Annotated in this window: 15 protein-coding genes; 11 read left to right on the top strand and 4 right to left on the bottom strand. The window is 57.2% G+C overall.

The features are described from left to right. The first annotated feature begins 198 nt into the window (after positions 1 to 198). Both PSR63_RS14675 and rdgB read left to right on the top strand, forming a co-directional pair. Positions 199 to 2,733 (top strand): DUF3656 domain-containing U32 family peptidase, encoded by a 2,535-nt coding sequence (locus PSR63_RS14675; RefSeq protein WP_274326424.1) that lies wholly within the window; start codon positions 199 to 201, stop codon positions 2,731 to 2,733. Between the two features lie 9 nt (positions 2,734 to 2,742). Beyond that, a complete protein-coding gene (gene rdgB / locus PSR63_RS14670) occupies positions 2,743 to 3,357 on the top strand; it encodes an RdgB/HAM1 family non-canonical purine NTP pyrophosphatase (RefSeq protein ID WP_274326423.1) in 615 nt (204 codons plus the stop codon). On the opposite strand, the gene PSR63_RS14665 is transcribed toward rdgB, so the two are convergent. Then, positions 3,354 to 4,049: a hypothetical protein gene (locus PSR63_RS14665; RefSeq protein WP_274326421.1), complete on the bottom strand. Its 696-nt coding sequence runs from the start codon at positions 4,047 to 4,049 to the stop codon at positions 3,354 to 3,356. The genes rdgB and PSR63_RS14665 overlap by 4 nt on opposite strands. Positions 4,050 to 4,054: 5 nt before the next feature. Further along, the gene (locus PSR63_RS14660; RefSeq protein ID WP_274326420.1) at positions 4,055 to 4,804 is read right to left on the bottom strand and encodes a phage holin family protein; all 750 of its coding nucleotides are present in this window, start codon (positions 4,802 to 4,804) and stop codon (positions 4,055 to 4,057) included. A 224-nt stretch (positions 4,805 to 5,028) separates the two neighbouring features. On the opposite strand from PSR63_RS14660, the gene PSR63_RS14655 reads away from it, so the two are divergent. The 7 genes from PSR63_RS14655 to PSR63_RS14625 all read left to right on the top strand — a co-directional run bounded on the left by PSR63_RS14655 (position 5,029) and on the right by PSR63_RS14625 (position 13,766). After that, on the top strand, positions 5,029 to 6,201 hold the full coding sequence (locus PSR63_RS14655; protein ID WP_274334195.1) for a glycosyltransferase family 4 protein: 1,173 nt from the start codon (positions 5,029 to 5,031) through the stop codon (positions 6,199 to 6,201). 130 nt (positions 6,202 to 6,331) lie between these two features. Continuing rightward, positions 6,332 to 7,636 (top strand): Glu/Leu/Phe/Val family dehydrogenase, encoded by a 1,305-nt coding sequence (locus PSR63_RS14650; RefSeq protein ID WP_274334194.1) that lies wholly within the window; start codon positions 6,332 to 6,334, stop codon positions 7,634 to 7,636. 99 nt (positions 7,637 to 7,735) lie between these two features. Next, positions 7,736 to 9,514, top strand: coding sequence for a DUF885 domain-containing protein (locus PSR63_RS14645; protein WP_274334193.1), 1,779 nt, complete (start codon positions 7,736 to 7,738; stop codon positions 9,512 to 9,514). A 65-nt stretch (positions 9,515 to 9,579) separates the two neighbouring features. After that, the gene (locus tag PSR63_RS14640) at positions 9,580 to 10,407 is read left to right on the top strand and encodes a DUF1295 domain-containing protein (protein WP_274334192.1); all 828 of its coding nucleotides are present in this window, start codon (positions 9,580 to 9,582) and stop codon (positions 10,405 to 10,407) included. A gap of 10 nt (positions 10,408 to 10,417) precedes the next feature. After that, entirely contained in the window at positions 10,418 to 11,761 is a 1,344-nt protein-coding gene (locus tag PSR63_RS14635; protein WP_274334191.1) for an NAD(P)/FAD-dependent oxidoreductase, read from the top strand. After that, complete coding sequence (locus PSR63_RS14630; RefSeq protein WP_274334190.1) at positions 11,683 to 12,474, top strand: DUF1365 domain-containing protein; 792 nt, start codon at positions 11,683 to 11,685, stop codon at positions 12,472 to 12,474. The genes PSR63_RS14635 and PSR63_RS14630 overlap by 79 nt, the downstream gene beginning before the upstream one ends. Further along, positions 12,402 to 13,766: an SAM-dependent methyltransferase gene (locus PSR63_RS14625; protein WP_274334189.1), complete on the top strand. Its 1,365-nt coding sequence runs from the start codon at positions 12,402 to 12,404 to the stop codon at positions 13,764 to 13,766. The genes PSR63_RS14630 and PSR63_RS14625 overlap by 73 nt, the downstream gene beginning before the upstream one ends. Positions 13,767 to 13,962: 196 nt before the next feature. On the opposite strand, the gene PSR63_RS14620 is transcribed toward PSR63_RS14625, so the two are convergent. Both PSR63_RS14620 and PSR63_RS14615 read right to left on the bottom strand, forming a co-directional pair. Further along, the gene (locus PSR63_RS14620) at positions 13,963 to 15,501 is read right to left on the bottom strand and encodes a lipopolysaccharide biosynthesis protein (RefSeq protein ID WP_274334188.1); all 1,539 of its coding nucleotides are present in this window, start codon (positions 15,499 to 15,501) and stop codon (positions 13,963 to 13,965) included. 33 nt (positions 15,502 to 15,534) lie between these two features. After that, on the bottom strand, positions 15,535 to 16,374 hold the full coding sequence (locus PSR63_RS14615) for a glycosyltransferase family 2 protein (protein WP_274334187.1): 840 nt from the start codon (positions 16,372 to 16,374) through the stop codon (positions 15,535 to 15,537). 121 nt (positions 16,375 to 16,495) lie between these two features. Between PSR63_RS14615 and PSR63_RS14610 the strand changes: the two genes are divergently transcribed. Together PSR63_RS14610 and folK are read left to right on the top strand one after the other, a co-directional pair. Beyond that, entirely contained in the window at positions 16,496 to 17,311 is an 816-nt protein-coding gene (locus PSR63_RS14610; protein ID WP_274334186.1) for a carbon-nitrogen hydrolase family protein, read from the top strand. A 693-nt stretch (positions 17,312 to 18,004) separates the two neighbouring features. Further along, positions 18,005 to 18,967 carry a 2-amino-4-hydroxy-6-hydroxymethyldihydropteridine diphosphokinase gene (gene folK / locus PSR63_RS14605; RefSeq protein ID WP_274334185.1) on the top strand — a complete coding sequence of 321 codons (963 nt, stop codon included), beginning with the start codon at positions 18,005 to 18,007 and terminating at the stop codon, positions 18,965 to 18,967. Positions 18,968 to 18,971: the final 4 nt, after the last annotated feature.

Genomic DNA, 18,971 nt, shown 5'->3' with positions numbered 1-18,971 from the left:
TCTCATTTTCTAGTCATGGCCACCGAGGTCTCCGCGGTTGGCCATTTTTTATGAGTAGCACGACCAATCGCGGTAGCCGTCGCTTGAACTTGCGAAAAACCGCGGCATTTCGTCCCTATCCGTAGCTGCCAAGCCCCAGTAAAATCAACCGATTCCCCTCGATACTTTGTTTCCCACTGGGCGTTAGCGCGAATTTTGATGAACGATAGTCAGGCATCGACGGTCACGCGGCCGGAACTTCTTGCTCCGGCAGGCGATTGGGACTGTGCCCGTGCGGCCATTGCCAATGGTGCCGACGCGATCTACTTCGGCCTGGAAACCGGCTTCAACGCCCGGGCCCGAGCCAAGAACTTCTCGCTCAACGACCTGCCCCAGCTGATGGAAATGCTGCACTGGCACGGGGTGCGAGGGTACACCACGGTCAACACGCTGACCTTCAGTGACGAGTTGGCCACCATCGAGCCCATCATCCGCCGCATTGCCGAAGCCGGCACCGATGCCGTGTTGGTGCAAGACTTGGGCCTGGTTGGGCTGATCCGCCGCACCGCTCCGGAGCTACCGATCCATGCTTCGACCCAAATGACGCTGACCAGTGCCGAGTGCATTGCCGAGATCGAAGAGACCGGCATCGAGCGTGTTGTGCTCGCTCGCGAACTTTCGGTCAACGAGATCGCCAAGATCCATGAAAAGACGCAGATGCCGCTGGAAGCGTTCGTGCATGGAGCGCTTTGCGTTGCTTACAGCGGACAATGTCTGACCAGCGAATCGCTAGGCGGACGCAGTGCGAATCGCGGCCAGTGTGCCCAAGCGTGTCGCTTACCGTACGAGTTGGTCTGCGATGGAGCCGACATCGACCTGGGTGATCAGAAGTATCTTTTGAGCCCGCAAGACTTGGCCGCGTTCGCGTTGGTGCCAGAGCTACTCGAAGCCGGTGTGGTCTCCTTCAAGATCGAAGGGCGCCTGAAGACACCGGAGTACGTCGCCAACATCACACGTCACTATCGTCAGGCCATCGACGCCGCCCTCGCTGGCAAACCGGTGACCTTCACCCCACGGCAGGTCGAAGAGATGGAGCTCTCCTTCTCGCGCGGCTTCTCGCCTGGATGGCTGCATGGCTGCGATCATAAGATGCTTGTGCCAGCGACCAGCAGTGCCAAACGCGGTGTCTTGGTTGCCGAAGTAATCTCGGTTGACGATCGCCGCAAGCGGGTCAAGCTGGAACTGCACGGCCGACTGAAAGCCGGCGACGGTATCGTCTTCCAGGGAGATCGTGCCGCCGGGAAAGAGCAGGGGGGACGCGTCTTCACCGTCAGCCAACGCGGACGCCGCGTTACCGGCGAAGCGACCAGTGGCGTGGTCGAAGTCGACTTTCCCCGCGGCTCGGTCGACTTTCAATACATCACCCCAGGCCTCAAAGTTTGGAAGAGTGACGACCCCGCCCTCACGCGTGAACTCCGCAAGACCTACAGCGGCGAACTGCATGGCCGCGACATCCCGCTGACGATCAACGTCTCGGCCCGCGTCGGACAGCCGCTGCGTGTGTTCGTGACGAGCGAATCGCTCGGCAAGATCGAACTACAAACGGAAGCCCCGCTCGAGGAAGCCCGCAAGCACGCGCTCAGCGAATCGTTACTTCAAAAACAATTCGCTCGGCTAGGCGGCAGTGGTTACGCGTTGGAATCGCTTTCCGCCAAGATCGCCGGAACACCGATGGTTCCGCTCAGCGTGCTCGGTAAGCTGCGCAAAGAGATGACTGCCCAGCTGGACGAAGCTCGAAAGCAGATGGCGACCCGCGGACGCACGATCGAGCACGACCTGGTTCTTTCCCAGATGCAGTCCGAAGTGGACACGGCCGCGGCGGAAACTGGCGAGCCGAAGCTGATCGTGCTGACGCGCTCGATGCACCAACTGGAAGCCGCCACGAGCCTAGGCATCGAAACCGTTTACGCCGACTTCCAAGATATCCGAGAGTACAAACAGGCCGTGCCCTTGGCACACGAGGCCGGCGCGAAGATCTTCCTGGTGACCCCACGCATCCAGAAGCCTGGCGAGATGGGGATCTTCAAGGCGCTTTCCAAACACGGTGCCGATGGCTACGTCGTGCGAAATCTGTCCGGGCTGAAGTTCTTTGCCGAACTAGGGGCGACCTGCATCGCAGACTTCTCGTTCAATGCGGCCAACGAGTTGACCGTTGACTGGCTACGCAAGCATGGGGCCAGCCGCGTCACGCCATCGTACGACCTGAATCGTGATCAACTGTTGGTGATGGCCCAGCACTGCGCGGCCGGGCACCTGGAATTAGTGATTCACCAGCACATGCCGATGTTCCACATGGAGCACTGCGTCTTCTGCAGCGTCCTTTCCCCCGGCACAAACAAGACCAACTGCGGGCGACCCTGCGACGAGCACGAAGTGAAACTACGTGATCGCGTCGGAGCCGAACACCCGCTGGTCGCGGATGTTGGTTGTCGCAATACGCTGTTCAACAAGACGCCTCAAAGCGGCGCGGAAATCGTTCAGCCGATGCTGGAGCTGGGCGTACGCAACTTCCGCATCGAACTGTTGAACGATGACCCACCCAGCGAGATCACTCGTATCATCCAGTTGTATCGTGACCTGCTGCAAGGCAAGATCGGCGGCGAAGAGGTGTGGCAGCAGCTCAAGGCCTTGAACCGGGTTGGGGTCACACGCGGCACGCTGGAACACGATCGCGATCCTCTAGCCATTATCTAACTGCCGGTCATGTCACCACGTCTGAGCGAGTGCCACGAACTGATCGTCGCCACGTCGAACCCGCACAAGGTTCGCGAGTTGACCAGGCTGCTTCAGCCGCTCGGGCTTCCGGTCCTTCCCCTTCCTCAGGATGCGGATCTTCAGCCGGTCGTCGAAGATGGTCAGACGCTGCTGGAAAATGCCCGCAAGAAGGCCAGTGGCTATGCTCGCCAGCTTCAGCGGTGGGTAATCGCCGACGATACGGGCCTGGAAGTTGACGCCCTGGCCGGAGCCCCCGGCGTGCGTTCGGCCCGCTATGCCGGCGACGATGCGAGCATGGCCATGAACCTGGCACTTTTGATCGAACATATGCTCGACGTTCCCGATGATAAGCGTGCGGCACGGTTCGTCTGTCATCTATGTGTCGCCGCCCCTGACGGCAGCGTCATCATCGAAGGGGCAGGGGAGTGCCGCGGTCGAATCGGCCGGCAACCGATCGGTGAATTCGGGTTCGGCTACGACTCGGTCTTCCTCTTGGCGGGCAAGGACCACACGCTGGCCGAACTCGATGAAGAGCACACCGCCCAGGCAGGCCACCGCGGGAACGCCGCGCGATCGCTTATCGCCGCCTGGCAGGCTTCTTAGCGGGTTCCCACCAACTGCCGCAGTGCGAAGATGATGTACCGGCGACGTTTGTCGGAGAGCATGCTACCGAAATTGATGTCTCCGTTATCGCGGTAAAGCGTGATCTGCTTCGAGCGATTCTTGCCACTCGACAGTGTCTCGTCGATTCGTCGCACTTCCGACCAGCGAAAACGAGTCGTCCAGCCAAGTGGGCCGACTCCCAAAAAGATACTGCCGGCGTCGTGATCCATTTCGTCGGTCTTGATGACCGTTCGGCCAATCACGCTCAAAACGGCAAACGATCCGAACAGCAAAGTCCCCAGAACAAAGGGAATGCCAAAGAGCGAACGAATCGGATCGAACTTGCCTTCGGCGATTTGCGAACCGTAGATGCCGCCGAGACTAAAGCCCGACCAAACGCACATGAACGGCACCAGGAAGAAGGCCGACGCGTTGCGTGTCGTCGATGCGATACGCCACCCCATGCCGTAGTTATCGTACGAAACACCGAAGGGAGGATCGTTGACGTTGAACGACTCACCTGCGTCGCTGACCCAGCCGGCGTTCTCGTAGACTTCCGGCTCTGGCTGCGGTTCGAGCAGCCGCGAAATCTTGAACGCTTCGTTGCAGTCGTGGCAAATCGCGAGATCGTTATCGACGTTCATCTGCCGCGTCGACAGGTAAACATCACAGTTGGGACATTTCAGCTTCAAAGGTTCTATCCGACCGGCATTGCCAGTTCTTCGTTCTCAGGTTCTTGGTCCGCTTCCGGCGGCTGCGATGTGAGCAGTACGACATACTCAGGAAATAGCGTGGTGAACTCGTCGATGGCGACGATCGCTTCCCGGCACGACTCAGACCGAGCCAGAAGGACGGCTGCGACAAAGGTCAGCAGTACCGCGCCCACGGCGGCCAACCAGATGTACCAGACCAGGAAGAAGAAGGCGAACAACACGCCCACCAACCCCAGCATGGCCGCTTTGCTCAATAGCTGCTGCCAATGCAGTACGCGGTAGCGACTCGTCCCCATCCGCTGCATCAGCCACGTACGGCTGAACGCCGGTGGGATATTCGTTCGATAGACGTTTCCTTGGTAAATGCCATCCGGAATCTCTAAATTTCCACACATATCGGGAAATTCTTCCAGCAGCGGGTTGTGCTCGCGGTACATGAACTCGAGCCCGCCAAAGTAGGTATCCCCCTTCACGAAGACGTCCGGGTAGTGCTCTTCTTCTTCCAGAAAACTACGCAGATCGGCCGGCGGGTCTTCGTCGACATAGACGCTCACGGAGAAGTCCCCCTCTCCGTCGCACAGAAACCAGATGATCTTTCCCTCTTCGCGCATGGTTTCCGCAAACGAGAACGGGTCGTTCTCGAGCATTGTGTCCGCTTCTTCAGGCAGGTTCCCCGGCCAAAACATGACCATGTTTCCGCCGTCGGTTCCGCCACTTCCCGTGTAGTGCGCCATCAGGTGCTATCACTGCTGTCAAATCGAGTCTCAGAATGCATTTGTCATACTTTATCACAACTAGCAAGGCTAGGGAGAACCACCTTATGGCACCGATGGTGGGGCTGGGCGATCCCGGGGTTCGTCTTGTCTCGTTTTGGCAATTTCGTTAAGAACGCCATCCGATCTGCGCAATCAGCCGCCGGATCGGCTTGACGAGACACCCAGGAACCATGCGGCCTCCCATGAAGATCGTGCAACTTATATCCGGAGTCGGCGTTAACGGCGCCGTGATCCAGTGCCTCCGCCTGGCGGAAGGGCTCGCGAAACGTGGGCACGATGTCACCCTGGTCGGCGAATGGGATTCCTGGATTCAAAGCCAACTTCCTGGCACCAATGTCAAATTCCGATTCTCCGATCTACGACGCTGGCCTTTTCATGACCTGAAAGCGATGGCCCAGTGGATCGAACAGCAAGACATCGACATTGTCCATACGCACAACACCCGAGGTCAGATCTTCGGCACGCTGCTGAAGATGTTCACCAAGGTCCCGGTCGTGGCGACCGCCCATCACACGAAACTTCACGCCTATTGGATGATGAAGGATTTCGTGATCGCAAATTCAGATCATACCCGGGGCATCGAAATCAACTGGAATCGTGTCCGGCCTCGAAACATCGAGACAGTGCGGGCCCTGATCGACCACACTCCGATCCCAAGAAACGCAGAAGTACTTCGTGATCGCTGGCGTGAGGAAAACGGATTCACCCAAAACGACAAGGTGATCGGGATCGTCGGGGACGTTTGCCCGCGAAAGAATCACCTGCTGCTGGTCAAAGCCATGCCGGAAATCTTGCGGCGAGTCCCCAATGCCAAAGTAGCCGTCATTGGCAACCGTTGTCCACGCTACATGCCGAAGATCGATGCCCGGCTCAATGAGCTCGGCCTGCGAGACCATTTCCACTTTATCGACTTTCAATTCGATATCCCCAATATGATGCGGGCTATTGATCTGCTGGTGGCCTGTCCTACGCAGGAAGCATTCGGCCTGACACCTCCCGAAGCGATGGCCGCGTTCAAACCGGTTGTCGCCACACGCGTCGGTGGGCTCATCGAAAGTGTTGTCGACGGCGAGACCGGTTACCTGGTCCCTAGCAAGAATGCCGCTGCGTTGTCAGCGGCTGTTGCCAAAGTGCTGGAAAACGACGACTTGGCCGAGCAGATGGGTGTTGCCGGACGAGCTCGATTCCTCGAGATGTTCGACAACTATCGCAATGTGATCCGTCACGAAGAGATCTACACGGATGTCGCCCGGCGAGTCCTTCGCCGCGAAGTTTCCAAGCCTGTCTCGCTTCCCAAACGCACGCCGGCCTCGCTACCCACCGCCGGCGTACCGCCGATGGTCTATCACCGCTAATGCATCCCTCGTATTGCTTCTCCGTCTGAGTAGGGGAACAATAAAAGAGATGAAGTCTCGCGTGATCGCGATCCCCACTCGCCGGCGCGAAAACTCACCTCATCTATAGCCCCAGCAAGGTAGGTTCGCCATGAATGCCCCAACGAATGTCGATCTATTCTCCGGCGCGATCGCTCGTCTCGACAAAGCGTTTCAGTTTGCCGACATCGATGCCGAAGCGCTCGAACGCCTGAAACATCCCAAGCAGATCCTGCAAGTCTCAGTCCCTGTCCGCATGGACGATGGTTCGCTGAAGGTATTCAACGGCTACCGTGTTCGCCACGACGATACGCGTGGCCCAACCAAAGGCGGTCTGCGTTACTCCCCAGCTGTCGATATCTCGGAAGTCAAAGCGCTCGCGTTCTGGATGACCTTCAAGTGTGCCGTGATGAACATTCCTTACGGCGGCGCCAAAGGGGGCATCTGCGTGAACCCCAAAGAGCTTTCGCGGATGGAACTCGAGCGACTCTCGCGTGGGTTCATCGAACAGATCGCCGACTTCATCGGCCCCGAGACCGACATCCCTGCCCCGGACATGTACACCAATGCCATGATCATGGGCTGGATGATGGATGAGTACTCGAAGATCCATCGTCGCCGCACGCCTGGGGTGATCACCGGTAAGCCGATTCCGCTGGGCGGTAGCCAAGGCCGCGAAGACGCGACCGGACGTGGGGCTTACTACTGCATCAAGGAACTCGAAAAGAAGCGTGACTGGGTTCCCAAGAACACGCGTGTCGCGGTGCAAGGTTTCGGTAACGCCGGTCAATCGATTGCTCACCTGCTGCATGCCGACGGATACCAGGTGGTGGCCGTCAGTGATTCACGCGGCGGATGCTACAAGCCGGATGGATTCGATGTTCCCAGCTTGATTCAGATCAAGAACGAATCGCGGCGACTACAGGCCGTCTACTGCACCGGTTCGGTTTGCCAGGCGATCCAAGCCGATACGATTACCAATGAAGAGCTCTTGGAGTTGGATGTCGACATTCTCATTCCAGCCGCGCTGGAAAACGTGATCACCGTCTCCAACGCCGACAAGATCAAAGCCCCGGTAATTATCGAAGTGGCCAATGGTCCAGTCACCGGCGAAGCGGACGAGATCCTGAACGAAAAGGAAAAGCTGGTTGTCCCTGACATCCTGGCCAATGCCGGCGGTGTAACAGTCAGCTACTTCGAGTGGGTTCAGAATCAACAAGGGTTCTACTGGAGCCTGGATGAAGTCCAGCAAAAGCTGCACGCGATGATGGTCCAGGAATTCAACCACGTGTACGACTGGATGGTCGAAAAGAAGATCGATATGCGAACGGCCGCCTATGCGGTCGCCCTGTCGAGAATCGGTGCCGCGATCTCTTCGCTGGGTACCGTCCAGTATTTCTCTGACAACGATTCGTAAAATTGTACATTTAACAGGTTGGCGGGAAATCCTTCGTCGTTCAGAATAGAGGCACCCCTGGTTTGCCTCGATAGTCCCTGAACGTCCGAAGGATACTGCATGTCGCTGCTTCGCTTGGTCGCCGTCGCGTTGGTCGCCCTGGTTGCGCTCCCTGATTCCCTTTTCGCCCAGGAGAACTCGGCGGCCGAACAGCTTCATCAGCTGTTTGCCGAAGACTGGGAGTGGCGACTGAATAACTACCCCACGATGGGTACGTCGATCGGTGACCCGCGCGGTAACGACAAATGGACCGACTATTCCCAGGCCGCGATCGACGAGCGGAACAAGCACCCGCACCAGCTTCTGAAGAAACTGCAGGAGATTGACGCCAGTCAGCTGACCGGGCAAGACCTGCTGTCGTACGAGCTGTTCGAATACAACGTTCGCCGCCAGATTGAAGGGCAGAAGTATCCGACCGAGCGTTTCGCGATCGATCAGTTGGGCGGTCCTCAGTTCGACCTGGCCTACACGGCCGAACAAATGCCGTTCAAAACGGTAAAGGACTACGAGAACTACATCGCCCGGCTCAACAGCTACCCCAAGTACCTGGAGCAAAACACGGCGCTGCTGCGAAAGGGAATTGAAACGCGTTGGGTGCAGCCGCCTGGGCCGCTGCGTAGTATCCCCAAACAGATCAGCGGCCAGGTCTTGGCCGACGCAACCGACAGTCCCTTGTTCAAGCCGTTCAACGACTTTCCGGATTCGATTTCCGAGGAAGAACAAGACCGACTGACGAAGCTCGGCAAAGCAGCAATCGCCAGCAGCGTCTTCCCGGCCATGCTGAAGCTGAAGACGTTCATCGAAGACGAATACCTACCCCAGGGCGCTGAGATCATCGGCGCCGCTGCGCTGCCCGATGGCCGGGATTACTACGCCTACAAGTGCCGCAACTCGACGACTACCGATCTGACGCCGCAAGAGATCCACGAGATCGGCATGAGCGAGGTAAAGCGGATCCGTGGCGAAATGGAAAAGGTAATTCGCGAGTCTGGCTTCGAGGGAAGCTTTGAAGAGTTCATCCACTTCCTCAAGACCGACCCGCAGTTCTATTACACTGAAGCAGACGACCTGCTGATCGGGTATCGCGACATCGCCAAGCGCGTCGATGCCGAGCTGCCGAAGCTGTTCGTCGAACTGCCGCGTCTGCCTTACGGCGTCCGGGCATTCCCTGATTATGAAGCCCCGAACCAGACGTCGGCTCGCTACTACCCAGGCTCAGCGGAAGCTGCCCGAGCGGGGTTCTTCATGGCCAATACCTACGCGCTCGATAGCCGACCGAAGTACGAGATGGAAGCCCTCACGCTGCACGAAGCCTGCCCTGGCCATCACCTGCAGATTGCCCGAGCCCAAGAGCTGACCGACCTTCCCAAGTTCCGCCGCGAGGGACACTACACGGCATTCGTCGAAGGATGGGCGCTGTATGCGGAGTCGCTCGGCGAAGAGATGGGCTTCTACCAGACTCCGTACGACAAGTTCGGCCAGCTGACCTTCGAGATGTGGCGGGCCTGCCGGCTGGTCGTCGATACCGGCATGCACAACATGGGCTGGAGCCGCGCGCAAGCGATCAAGTTTTTCAAGGAAAACAGCGGCAAGAGCGACCTGGAAGTCGCCGTCGAAATCGACCGCTATATCGTCTGGCCCGGTCAGGCATTGGCCTACAAGATCGGCGAACTGAAGATCAAAGAGCTGCGAGCCAAGGCCGAGCAGCAGCTGGGAGATGACTTCGATCTGCGTAAGTTCCATAACGCCGTTCTGGACAACGGGGCGATTCCGCTGCCGGTTCTCGAGCGTCTGATCGACCGCTGGATTGCCGAGCAAAAAACAGCGAAAGCGAGTTAAGTCCTAGAAATTGCTGCGGTTTAGGCGTTTAGCGCGATGATCATGCCTACCCCCGCAGCATTTTTATGGACCTCACGAATCTACTTCTGCTCAACGCTGGCGTCATCGCAGGGTGCATGGTTTCCCTGTGGCTGCTCAGCCTATGGTTGAAGGATGCCAGTATCGTCGACCTCTTCTGGGGATTCGGCTTTGTGGTGATCTCGTGGGTCTCGCTGCTGAACGCTCCCGCCCCAACGTCTGCTGCCTGGGTGACAACCATTCTGGTCACCCTCTGGGGCTGCCGATTGGCCGGCTACCTCAGCTGGCGAAACATCGGCAAGGGAGAAGACTCTCGCTACACCGAGATGCGAGAGAAGCCCGGGCGGAACTTCGCCCTTTTCAGCCTGGTTGTCATCTTCGGGCTGCAAGGGACGATCATGTGGATTGTCTCCCTTCCCTTGCAGGTCATCCCAACGCTCGACGCGAGCTTCACGACGCTCACGCCCATTGGCCTGCTGCTGTGGCTGGTCGGCGTCAGTTTTGAGGCCATCGGCGACTATCAGCTTGCCCGCTTCAAGAGCAATCCCCAGAACCTAGGCAAGGTGTTGGATCAAGGGCTGTGGCATTACACGCGGCATCCCAACTATTTCGGCGACTTTCTCGTCTGGTGTGGTTACTACGTGCTGGCGATCTCGTTCGATGCGTCGGCCTGGTGGACGATCATTGGCCCGGCACTGATGACCTTCTGCTTGCTGTGGTTCTCTGGTGTAGCCCATCTTGAGAAACGCATCCAAACGCGTCGGCCCGAGTACGCCGACTATATCCGGCGAACGAGTAGTTTCTTTCCGTGGCCACCGGCGCCGAAAGAAGAAACCAACAGCTACTCGTCCCATTCCCACTCCGCTACGTCTTAGAAAGCGTGCCATGAATCGTCAACGGATCGCAGTCATCGGGGGTGGTATCAGCGGCAATCTGGCTGCTCGCCTGCTGCATAACGATCATGACATTACGCTATTCGAGGCCGCCAGCTATCCAGGCGGGCACAGTAATACGGTCACTTGCCTGATCGACGACCATTCCTATGACGTCGATACCGGGTTCATGGTCTTCAATGACCGAACCTATCCTAATTTCTGTCGCCTGCTGGATATGCTGGAGGTCGATGCTCAAGACAGTGATATGAGCTTCAGCGTTCGCTGTGAAAAGACGGACCTCGAATACCAAGGCAGTAGTCTCCGCGGGCTGTTTCCCAGTTGGAAGAACATAATCTCGCTCAACTACTGGAATATGCTGCGGGACATCTTGCGGTTCAATCGCCTGGGGACTGAAGCCGTCCAGCAGTCCACGATCGGCGAAGGGGAAACGATGGGCCAGTTTCTCGATCGCTGTCGTGTCGGCACGATGTTTCGGGAAAAGTACCTCCTGCCGATGGCCGCCGCGATCTGGTCGGCCGAGCCGCAGCAAATCCTCGACTTCCCGGCCCAGTTCTTCCTCGGCTTCTGCGACAACCACGGCCTGATGGCCATCAGGAATCGCCCCCAGTGGAAAACGATCATCGGCGGATCGAAGCAGTACGTCCGGAAGCTCATCGAGCCGCTAGGAGATCGCGTCCGCTTGAACTCGCCGGTCAAACGCGTTCTACGTGACGGTGAGCGAGTGACTGTGATCACCAAGGACGATCAGGCGGAAAAGTTCGACCAGGTGATCTTCGCCACGCATGCCGACCAAACGCTGAAGATGCTCGACCAGCCCACCGAGCAGGAACGAGAGATCCTCGGTCACTTCCCCTATCAACCAAACGACGCCGTCCTGCATACCGACACGCGGCTGCTGCCCAAGCACCGTCACGCGTGGGCCAGTTGGAACTACCTGCTGCCTGATAACCATCGGTCGACCACGGCCAGCGTGACCTACGACCTTTCTCGCTTGCAGAACGTCCCTTCGCCAACGCCAATCCTGTTGAGCTTGAACATCACCGACCGGATTGATCCCGACAAAATCCTGCAGCAGATCAGCTACGATCACCCCGCGTTCAACCGTCACTCGTATTCCGCCCAGAAGCGTCTGCCGGAAATTCAGGGTCAGCGGCAAACGTACTTCTGTGGTGCCTGGTGTGGATATGGTTTCCACGAGGATGGTGTGAAGAGTGCCTTGGCCGTTGCCGCTTACTTTGGAAAGAACTTGGACGAATGCACAGTTGCTTGTACGAAGGAACGGTCTCCCACACACGCTATGGGCCCGTCAAGCATCAGTTTGACTACCGCCTAACGATGGCCTACTTCGACCTTGCCGAACTCGACCAGGTGGTCGGCCCTGGCAAAGTCTTGTCGGATCATCGCCGCGCCGCCATCTCGTTTCCGCGTGATGTCCACCTGCGCGAGCAGTCAGGCTCACTCGAGCAGCGTGTCAGGTCGCTCGTAACGCAAAAGCTAGGCACGTGTCCCCAGGGGCCGATCCGGTTGCTCACGCAATTGCGATACTTCGGACACTACTTCAGCCCGCTGAATATCTTCTTCCTGTACGACTCGCCCGAAAGCGACTTCCCGGCAATCATCCTCGCCGAGGTCAACAACATTCCCTGGGGCGAGCAGCAGGTCTACCTGCTTCAGCCGCAGTGGAGCGAAGCCGATCAGGCCTGGATCTGCGAGCACCCCAAAGAGATGCATGTCTCGCCGTTCATGCCGATGAATCACACCTACCGCTGGTCGTTTCGCTCGGTCGGTGAGCACCTGGCTGTGGGTCTCGAGAATTATGAAGAGGGGCGTCCTGTTTTTTATGCTGGGATGTCTTTGGAAAAAAAGCCGTTAGCTCAGCGCACCATTCAACGGTTTCTATGGCGACTGCCTGCAATGAGCCTGAAAGTCGTTGCCGCAATCTACTATGAAGCTTGGAAACTTTGGTGGAAACGATGTCCCATATATCCTCACCCGCAGAGTCAGCACGCAGCCCACGTTCCTGTGCAAGTGACCGAACCGGCCTAGTCGAACTGGCGATCGAGCATCCTGCGCTGCGGCTACGCAAGGCACTCCCCCAAGTTTCCGCAGGCCTTCACTGCTACGTCGCGCGGCAATGCCGCAAGATCCTGCATCGCACGCTCTCGAAGATCGAAGCAGGGCACGTGCTCATCATCGATCCGCTGGGCCAGGTTCAGTTCGGCCCCAGCCACGATGTCGAACTGCGGGCGGTCGTGCGTATCGACGACCTACGCGTCTATCGACACATGATGCTGGGAGGAACGCTCGCTGCGGCGGAAGCGTACCTGGAAGGGAAGTGGGTCTGTAGCGACCTGACCGCGCTACTGCGGATCATGGCGCGTAATCTCGATCGTTTGAAAGGGGTTGAACGTCATTCGTCGTTCTGGCTGGCACCGTGGCGCAATCTACAGCAGTGGCAAACGCGAAACTCCAAGGAAGGAAGCCGCAATAATATCGCGGCGCACTACGACCTGAGCAACGAATTCTTCCAGTTGATGCTCGACCCAACGATGATGTACTCCTCTGGTATTTACGAGCGGGAAGACGCGACCTTGGAAGAGGCATCCATTGCCAAGCTCGATCGCATCTGCCGCAAACTCAACATTCAGCCAGGAAGTCGCGTACTGGAGATCGGAACGGGCTGGGGTGGCTTCGCCGAGTATGCCGCCAAGCACTATGGCTGCCACGTTACAACGACCACCATCTCGCAGCAGCAGTTTAATTATGCGTGCCGCCGAATCGAAGATGCGGGCCTTCAGGACCGTGTCACGCTACTCAAGCAAGACTATCGCGATCTGACCGGTACCTACGATCATGTTGTCAGTATCGAAATGATCGAAGCGGTCGGCCGCGACTATCTCGACACCTATTTCGAGAAGTGCGGGTCGCTGTTGAAGCCGGACGGAACGATGGCCTTGCAAGTGATTACGATTCCCGATGAACGCGTCGCAAGCTACTCGCGGGGGATCGACTTTATTCAACGCTATATCTTCCCCGGCGGTTTTCTGCCGTCGTACCACCTGATGGCAAGCTCGATCGCCAAGAAGACCGACCTGCGGATCGTGCATGCGGAAGATTTCGGTAGTCACTACGCTCGCACCCTGGCCGCCTGGCGAGAGAACTTCTTCGAGAATCTGCCCCGCATTCGCGCCCTGGGTATGGACGATTACTTCCTTCGCATGTGGGAGTACTACCTGGCCTACTGCGAAGCCGGCTTTGATGAACGCCAGATCGGCGTCAGCCAGCTGGTCATGGCCCGGCCTAAGTTCCGCGGCGACTCCATCCTCGGCAAGCTTTAATCCACTATTTCTAGTCCCCTCTCCCTTGCAGGGAGAGGGCTAGGGTGAGGGTTTCTAGAGCGACCTTCACCAGTCATCGCCAACTTCGATTTAGGCACCGATAAGAACCCCGTTCGCACATGCAGTTCACAGGACGCGACATGCCCCCTCACCCTAACCCTCTCCCCCGAGGACGGTGGAGAGGGGACCGGATGTGCTAATCCACCACCGTGTGAATGTCTTCATCCGGCTTCAGGCCACGCAGCTGCCGCCATAGCCAGCGGATCTCGTTGCGGGCAAAGACAAAGTAGATGATCACGCCGACGATGATTTCTTCGGCCAGAGTCAATGCGTCCGGCAGGTAGTAGTCCAACAAGCCGGCAAGGTAGACGACTGCTCCCATCAAGATCGAAGCCGCCAGAGCCGGCGTTAGCTGGCTGAATGTTTTCCCGACAGGGACTCCGGTACTCTTAAAGCAGAACGCCAGATACGGTCCGCATACGGCAACGGTCGCCAGCATGACCAGGCCTGCCAAGTCGATCGTAAACAGTTCGGCGTCATTTTTCCCGGCAAAGAAGTACGCGGCGCCGCATGCCCCGGACAGAATCACCAAGTTGCCGAAGGCTCCGACCGCCAATAGGTCGGCCCGACCAGCGGCACTCATCAAGCTTCCCGAGATATTGATCCAGCTCTGGGCGACAATCATCAAGCCCATGATCGAGAGGATATCTCCGGCCTGAATCCAATCTCTTCCCCCCAGCACTGGCATCAGTTCGTCTCCGACGATCAGCATCCCGATCGAACAGGGAGCCAACATGATGCCAACCATACGGTAGAACGAAGCCGTCAAGGCAGCGAACGATTCGGGATTCCCTTTTGCCTGCGACAATGCCGGCAACATGGCCGAAGTCACCGGCGAGGTCAGCAAATAGACCGGGCGAATCATCTGGTTGTAGGCCTGGGTGTAATAGCCGATCCATTGCTGCCCCTCGGCACTCGAACCAAAGACGGCCCCCAAAACGATCTTGTCCAGGTTTTGACCCACCGCAAAGAAAACGCCGCCCAGCGTGTAGTACCCGCTGAAGTTGAGCAGCTGCTTCATTTCCGACAGCGGAGCACACTTGCCAGGTCGCCATGGTTCGATCGCCCAGAAGCCGATATTCAGCACCACCAGTTCGCTATACTGCTGGACGACCAAGGCCCAGATGCCCCAGCCACTATACGCCGCGACGATCGCCAAGATGCCGCTCACGATCAAGGAAAGAACTCGCACGATCGTTAACCGGCCGAAGTGCAGTTTCTTCTCGGCCAGCGATTTATGTTGCGAATAGCTGTTGTACAGCAAGGCCGTGCCTGACAGGGCGATGCCCACCATCGTTAACCGCTCGGCTTGAAACCACATCGCCAGAAGTGGCGAGAGCCCGATCAGGATGATCGTCAGAATGACGCCGGTAATCACCTGGTACCAGAACAGCGTCGAGGCTTCTTCGTTGGTCAGCCCCTTTTTCTGCACCGTCGCAATATCCATCCCCAGCGACCCGAACGAGCGAATCAGCAGCATGATGGGCATGAACATCCCCAGCAACCCGAATTCGGCCGGAGAAACCAGGCGATACAATTCGGCGATGACGACCAGCGAGATGACTTGCCCGGCGATCTGACCAATCATGGTCAACCGCGTTGCCCGCTGCGTCTTGCGCATCAGGTCGGGGTCGATAGGCGATGCCGCGTTCTCGGGCGTGGGGGCATCATTCATATAGCGAAGGCGAGCTGATAGGTGGTGTGAAACTTAATATCGGATAGCACACCACAGGGCCCGGATGCCATCTTTCCAACCGATCTTCTTTCCCTCTTCAAAGGTGCGAGGGTAATAGCGGATCGGAACTTCGCGAATTCGCAGCCCCTTGCGGCGGGACAGCTTAGCCGTGATTTCCGGCTCGACGCCAAAGCGTTTCTCGCGAAGCGTGGGCGCGATCTCTTGAATAACCTCGCGGCGGAACACCTTGTAACAGGTTTCCATATCGGTGAGCAGTAGATTGGTGAACAAGTTCGACCACATGGTCACCATCTTGTTGGCCAGGTAATGCCGCACGCGGGGAACATTCCGCTGACCGGTGATAAAGCGGCTACCGTAAACGGCGTCGACCCCTTCGCAGATGATCGGCTGCAGCAGAGCGCGGTAATCGTTGGGTGTGTATTCCAAATCGGCGTCCTGAATGATCACCGCATCGCCGGTCGCTTCCTTGAAACCGGTCGCCAGGGCAGCCCCTTTGCCTTGATTCTTCTCGTGCAGAATGATCTTCAGGTCGGTCTGATCGCGGAGCGTTTCCAGCAATTCTCGCGTTCCGTCGGTGCTGCCATCGTCGACCAAAATGATTTCGCACTTGAAACCGCATTGGCGAACTGCTGCAATAACTTGTTGCAGCGAGTTGACTTCATTGAAAATGGGCACCACGACCGAAAGCAGAAAGTCGCGAGGAATCTCGTAAATCGACAGCCGATAGCATGCCGCTTCACCCAAAAGCTGGTGCAGCAACTCCACCCGGCGCGATTCGTCCGTAGAGATCTCCAAGAAGGTCCGCTCCAGAAGCGACAAGACGTCCTGATCGTTTTCAGAATGAATACTCATTGGTTTTGGCAATTCCGGGAAGAAAAAAACCCGAACCCGGAAGGGGCCACGTTGACCAACCAAGTCCGCGTACAAGTATAGAGCACATCTCAGAAAAAACGAACCTTGGAGACCCGCAGCTATGATCGCTCCTTACGTTGTTGCCGCCCTACAAATGGACTCGGGAGCGGAAAAATCGGTGAATTTGGAACAAGCGGAATCAATGATCACGGATGCGGCCCAGGAAGGGGCCCAATTGGTGGTACTTCCTGAGCTGTTTCCTTACCTCGGAAAAGTTTCTCAGCTGCGTGAAAACGCCGAAACGATGGACGGAAAGGTCCTGCAAACCATGCGTGGCCTGGCCATCAAGAACGAGCTGGTGCTGTGTGCCGGCAGCGTGGCCATCGCCGCTAGTGACGACCCCAGCAAGGTGATGAACCGAAGCATTCTATTCGGTCCGCATGGCCAAGTTTTGTCCACCTACGACAAGATCCACTGCTTCGATATCAACCTGCCGGAGGTGAAAGTGGTCGAGTCCGACTACGTGCGGGCAGGCAGTCAATTGTCGGTCGCGGCAACGCCGCTGGGGCATATCGGCCAGGCCATCTGCTACGATTTGCGGTTCCCCGAGATTTTCCGTCGCCTGACCGAAGACGGAATGCAGGTCTGTGTGCTGCCTGCCGCGTTTACGGACAAGACTGGCGAGGCGCATTGGGAAGTTTTAGCGCGGGCACGTGCGATTGAAAATCAAATTTATGTTATCGCCGCGAATCAATGCGGGATGTATGGCGACACGATCAAGTGTCACGGAAATTCTTTGATTATCGATCCCTGGGGAAAGGTGCTCGCCCGTGGCGATCGCGATAAGCAAGGCATCATCTACGCCGAAATCGATCTCGCCGCCCAGCGTAAAATACGTGCGGAATTACCGGCCCTTTCGCATCGCCGAATGGCTTAGTCGGCCTGTGAATCGACTTTCACACTATCTGCCATGTGAGCGCCAATAACGAAATAACACCTAACGACTCACTAAATAATTACTCACTCTTTGATTTCGACTTTCACGCTTTGCGTTTTTTGAGCACAAGCCTTGACAACGAAATGCAAACGATTTTTTGCGATGAAATTCAAGCCAGAATCACAATGTGAAAAAAAGATTACGATGGTTGCTTGACAACTCCGCTTCGCTTCGCAAAATTAGTCCCTATGTTGATTGGAACCAAGGGACGCGATTAGCGTCTTTAACACCTCTCTCCTCCTCCAAATCCCGTGTCACTTGTTGCAAATTGGTCTTTCTGACCTTTGGTTCCTGGCTCGCGAATATAGGAAATCCTTAGGGACTTCTGCGCGCCTGGAAAAGTGCAGCAACGCCACGCGGTTTCGACGGCAAGTGTGCAAGCCGTAGCGGAGAACGAGAGGGATATGAGTGCGTGCGAGAGATATTGCTTTCCGGCAAAGGGAATTGTCACACATAGGTTGGCAACACTCTCCGCTAAAAAGTTTGAAGGGCGACGACTGAATGGACCGACGTGCGACAAGCTTCCGAGCTTGTTTATGGAGATCCCTTCATGCTTTTTGGCGTCCTGATCAACATGTTATTCACACCTGTTCGTCTGACGTTTCCTCGAGCCGCTCGCAGAGCAACTGACTTGTGCCCACCATTTTGATTGCCCTGGGCGCGAATCTCGGAGATCTGGGCGAAACCCTGACGCAGGCCGTTGACCAACTCGCTTCCGATCCAGAGTTTACGTTGGAAGCACGAAGCGAACTGTTGATCACCAAACCGGTCGGTGGTCCCAGCGGGCAACCCGATTATCTCAATTCGGCGGCGAAATTTTCTACCTCTCTCTCGCCCGAGCAAGTTCATCAGAAGCTGATCGATATCGAGCAAAGCCATGGCCGCGTTCGCATCCAACGCTGGGGTGCTCGGAAGCTTGACATTGACTTGCTTCTCTATGACCGGCAGATCATCAAAACACCGCAGCTTACCATCCCGCATCCGCGCATGAGCTTCCGACGTTTCGTCATGCAGCCTGCTGCGGAAGTTGCGACCGAGATGCTTCACCCCGAGCTCGACACGACGATAGGGCAGCTGTGGGAGCATCTCTCGGGTGCTCCACCGGTGGTTGAGATCGCCGCATTGCCGGGACCTGCGGTCGGCGACTTGCTCGCTGCGACTGAAAAAGAACTAAGCGACCCAAAACATTCGCTTGCGAACGAATTGCTGCCGCTTCCCAAGTCACGAGACGAATTGGTGACTTCGCTGCAGAATTTAACCAAGCAGCAGTTGGAGCATCGTAGCCTCCCCCCTGGCTCGAGCGTCCGCGTTCTTCCCTGGTGGTTCGGTATCGCCGAGGTCCTGGGCGGGACCATTTCCAGCATCCCACCAGGCACATCACCAGCACGGCTGACGGTCTATTGGAATCGCCCGGAAGATACCTACGGCGACGTCGAAGCAGGTTGGTGGTCGCCTGAAGAAAGAAACGGCCTTCAAGCTGCGTTAGCTGAGGCCGTTCGTCAAAAGGTTCATGCGCCGCGTCTTTGGTTGGAAGGCAACGACCTTAAGTCGGCCGTCACTGAATTGACTGCGGCGATTCAAGCCATGCAGGGCTAGTCGA

This window comes from Bremerella sp. P1 (assembly GCF_028748185.1).
Classification (GTDB): domain Bacteria; phylum Planctomycetota; class Planctomycetia; order Pirellulales; family Pirellulaceae; genus Bremerella.
Note: the sequence above shows the minus strand (reverse complement) of the source record. Positions and strands in the feature narration are given on the sequence as shown.

Bases quoted from the DNA above. Each gene is read 5' to 3' on its own strand.
- PSR63_RS14660 (WP_274326420.1), bottom strand. From the start codon at position 4,804: ATGGCGCACTACACGGGAAGTGGCGGAACCGACGGCGGAAACATGGTC.
- PSR63_RS14620 (WP_274334188.1), bottom strand. From the start codon at position 15,501: ATGAATGATGCCCCCACGCCCGAGAACGCGGCATCGCCTATCGACCCC.
- PSR63_RS14635 (WP_274334191.1), top strand. From the start codon at position 10,418: ATGAATCGTCAACGGATCGCAGTCATCGGGGGTGGTATCAGCGGCAAT.
- PSR63_RS14630 (WP_274334190.1), top strand. From the start codon at position 11,683: ATGCACAGTTGCTTGTACGAAGGAACGGTCTCCCACACACGCTATGGG.
- rdgB (WP_274326423.1), top strand. From the start codon at position 2,743: ATGTCACCACGTCTGAGCGAGTGCCACGAACTGATCGTCGCCACGTCG.
- PSR63_RS14640 (WP_274334192.1), top strand. From the start codon at position 9,580: ATGGACCTCACGAATCTACTTCTGCTCAACGCTGGCGTCATCGCAGGG.
- PSR63_RS14645 (WP_274334193.1), top strand. From the start codon at position 7,736: ATGTCGCTGCTTCGCTTGGTCGCCGTCGCGTTGGTCGCCCTGGTTGCG.
- PSR63_RS14615 (WP_274334187.1), bottom strand. From the start codon at position 16,374: ATGAGTATTCATTCTGAAAACGATCAGGACGTCTTGTCGCTTCTGGAG.
- PSR63_RS14675 (WP_274326424.1), top strand. From the start codon at position 199: ATGAACGATAGTCAGGCATCGACGGTCACGCGGCCGGAACTTCTTGCT.
- PSR63_RS14650 (WP_274334194.1), top strand. From the start codon at position 6,332: ATGAATGCCCCAACGAATGTCGATCTATTCTCCGGCGCGATCGCTCGT.
- PSR63_RS14655 (WP_274334195.1), top strand. From the start codon at position 5,029: ATGAAGATCGTGCAACTTATATCCGGAGTCGGCGTTAACGGCGCCGTG.
- PSR63_RS14625 (WP_274334189.1), top strand. From the start codon at position 12,402: ATGTCCCATATATCCTCACCCGCAGAGTCAGCACGCAGCCCACGTTCC.
- PSR63_RS14610 (WP_274334186.1), top strand. From the start codon at position 16,496: ATGATCGCTCCTTACGTTGTTGCCGCCCTACAAATGGACTCGGGAGCG.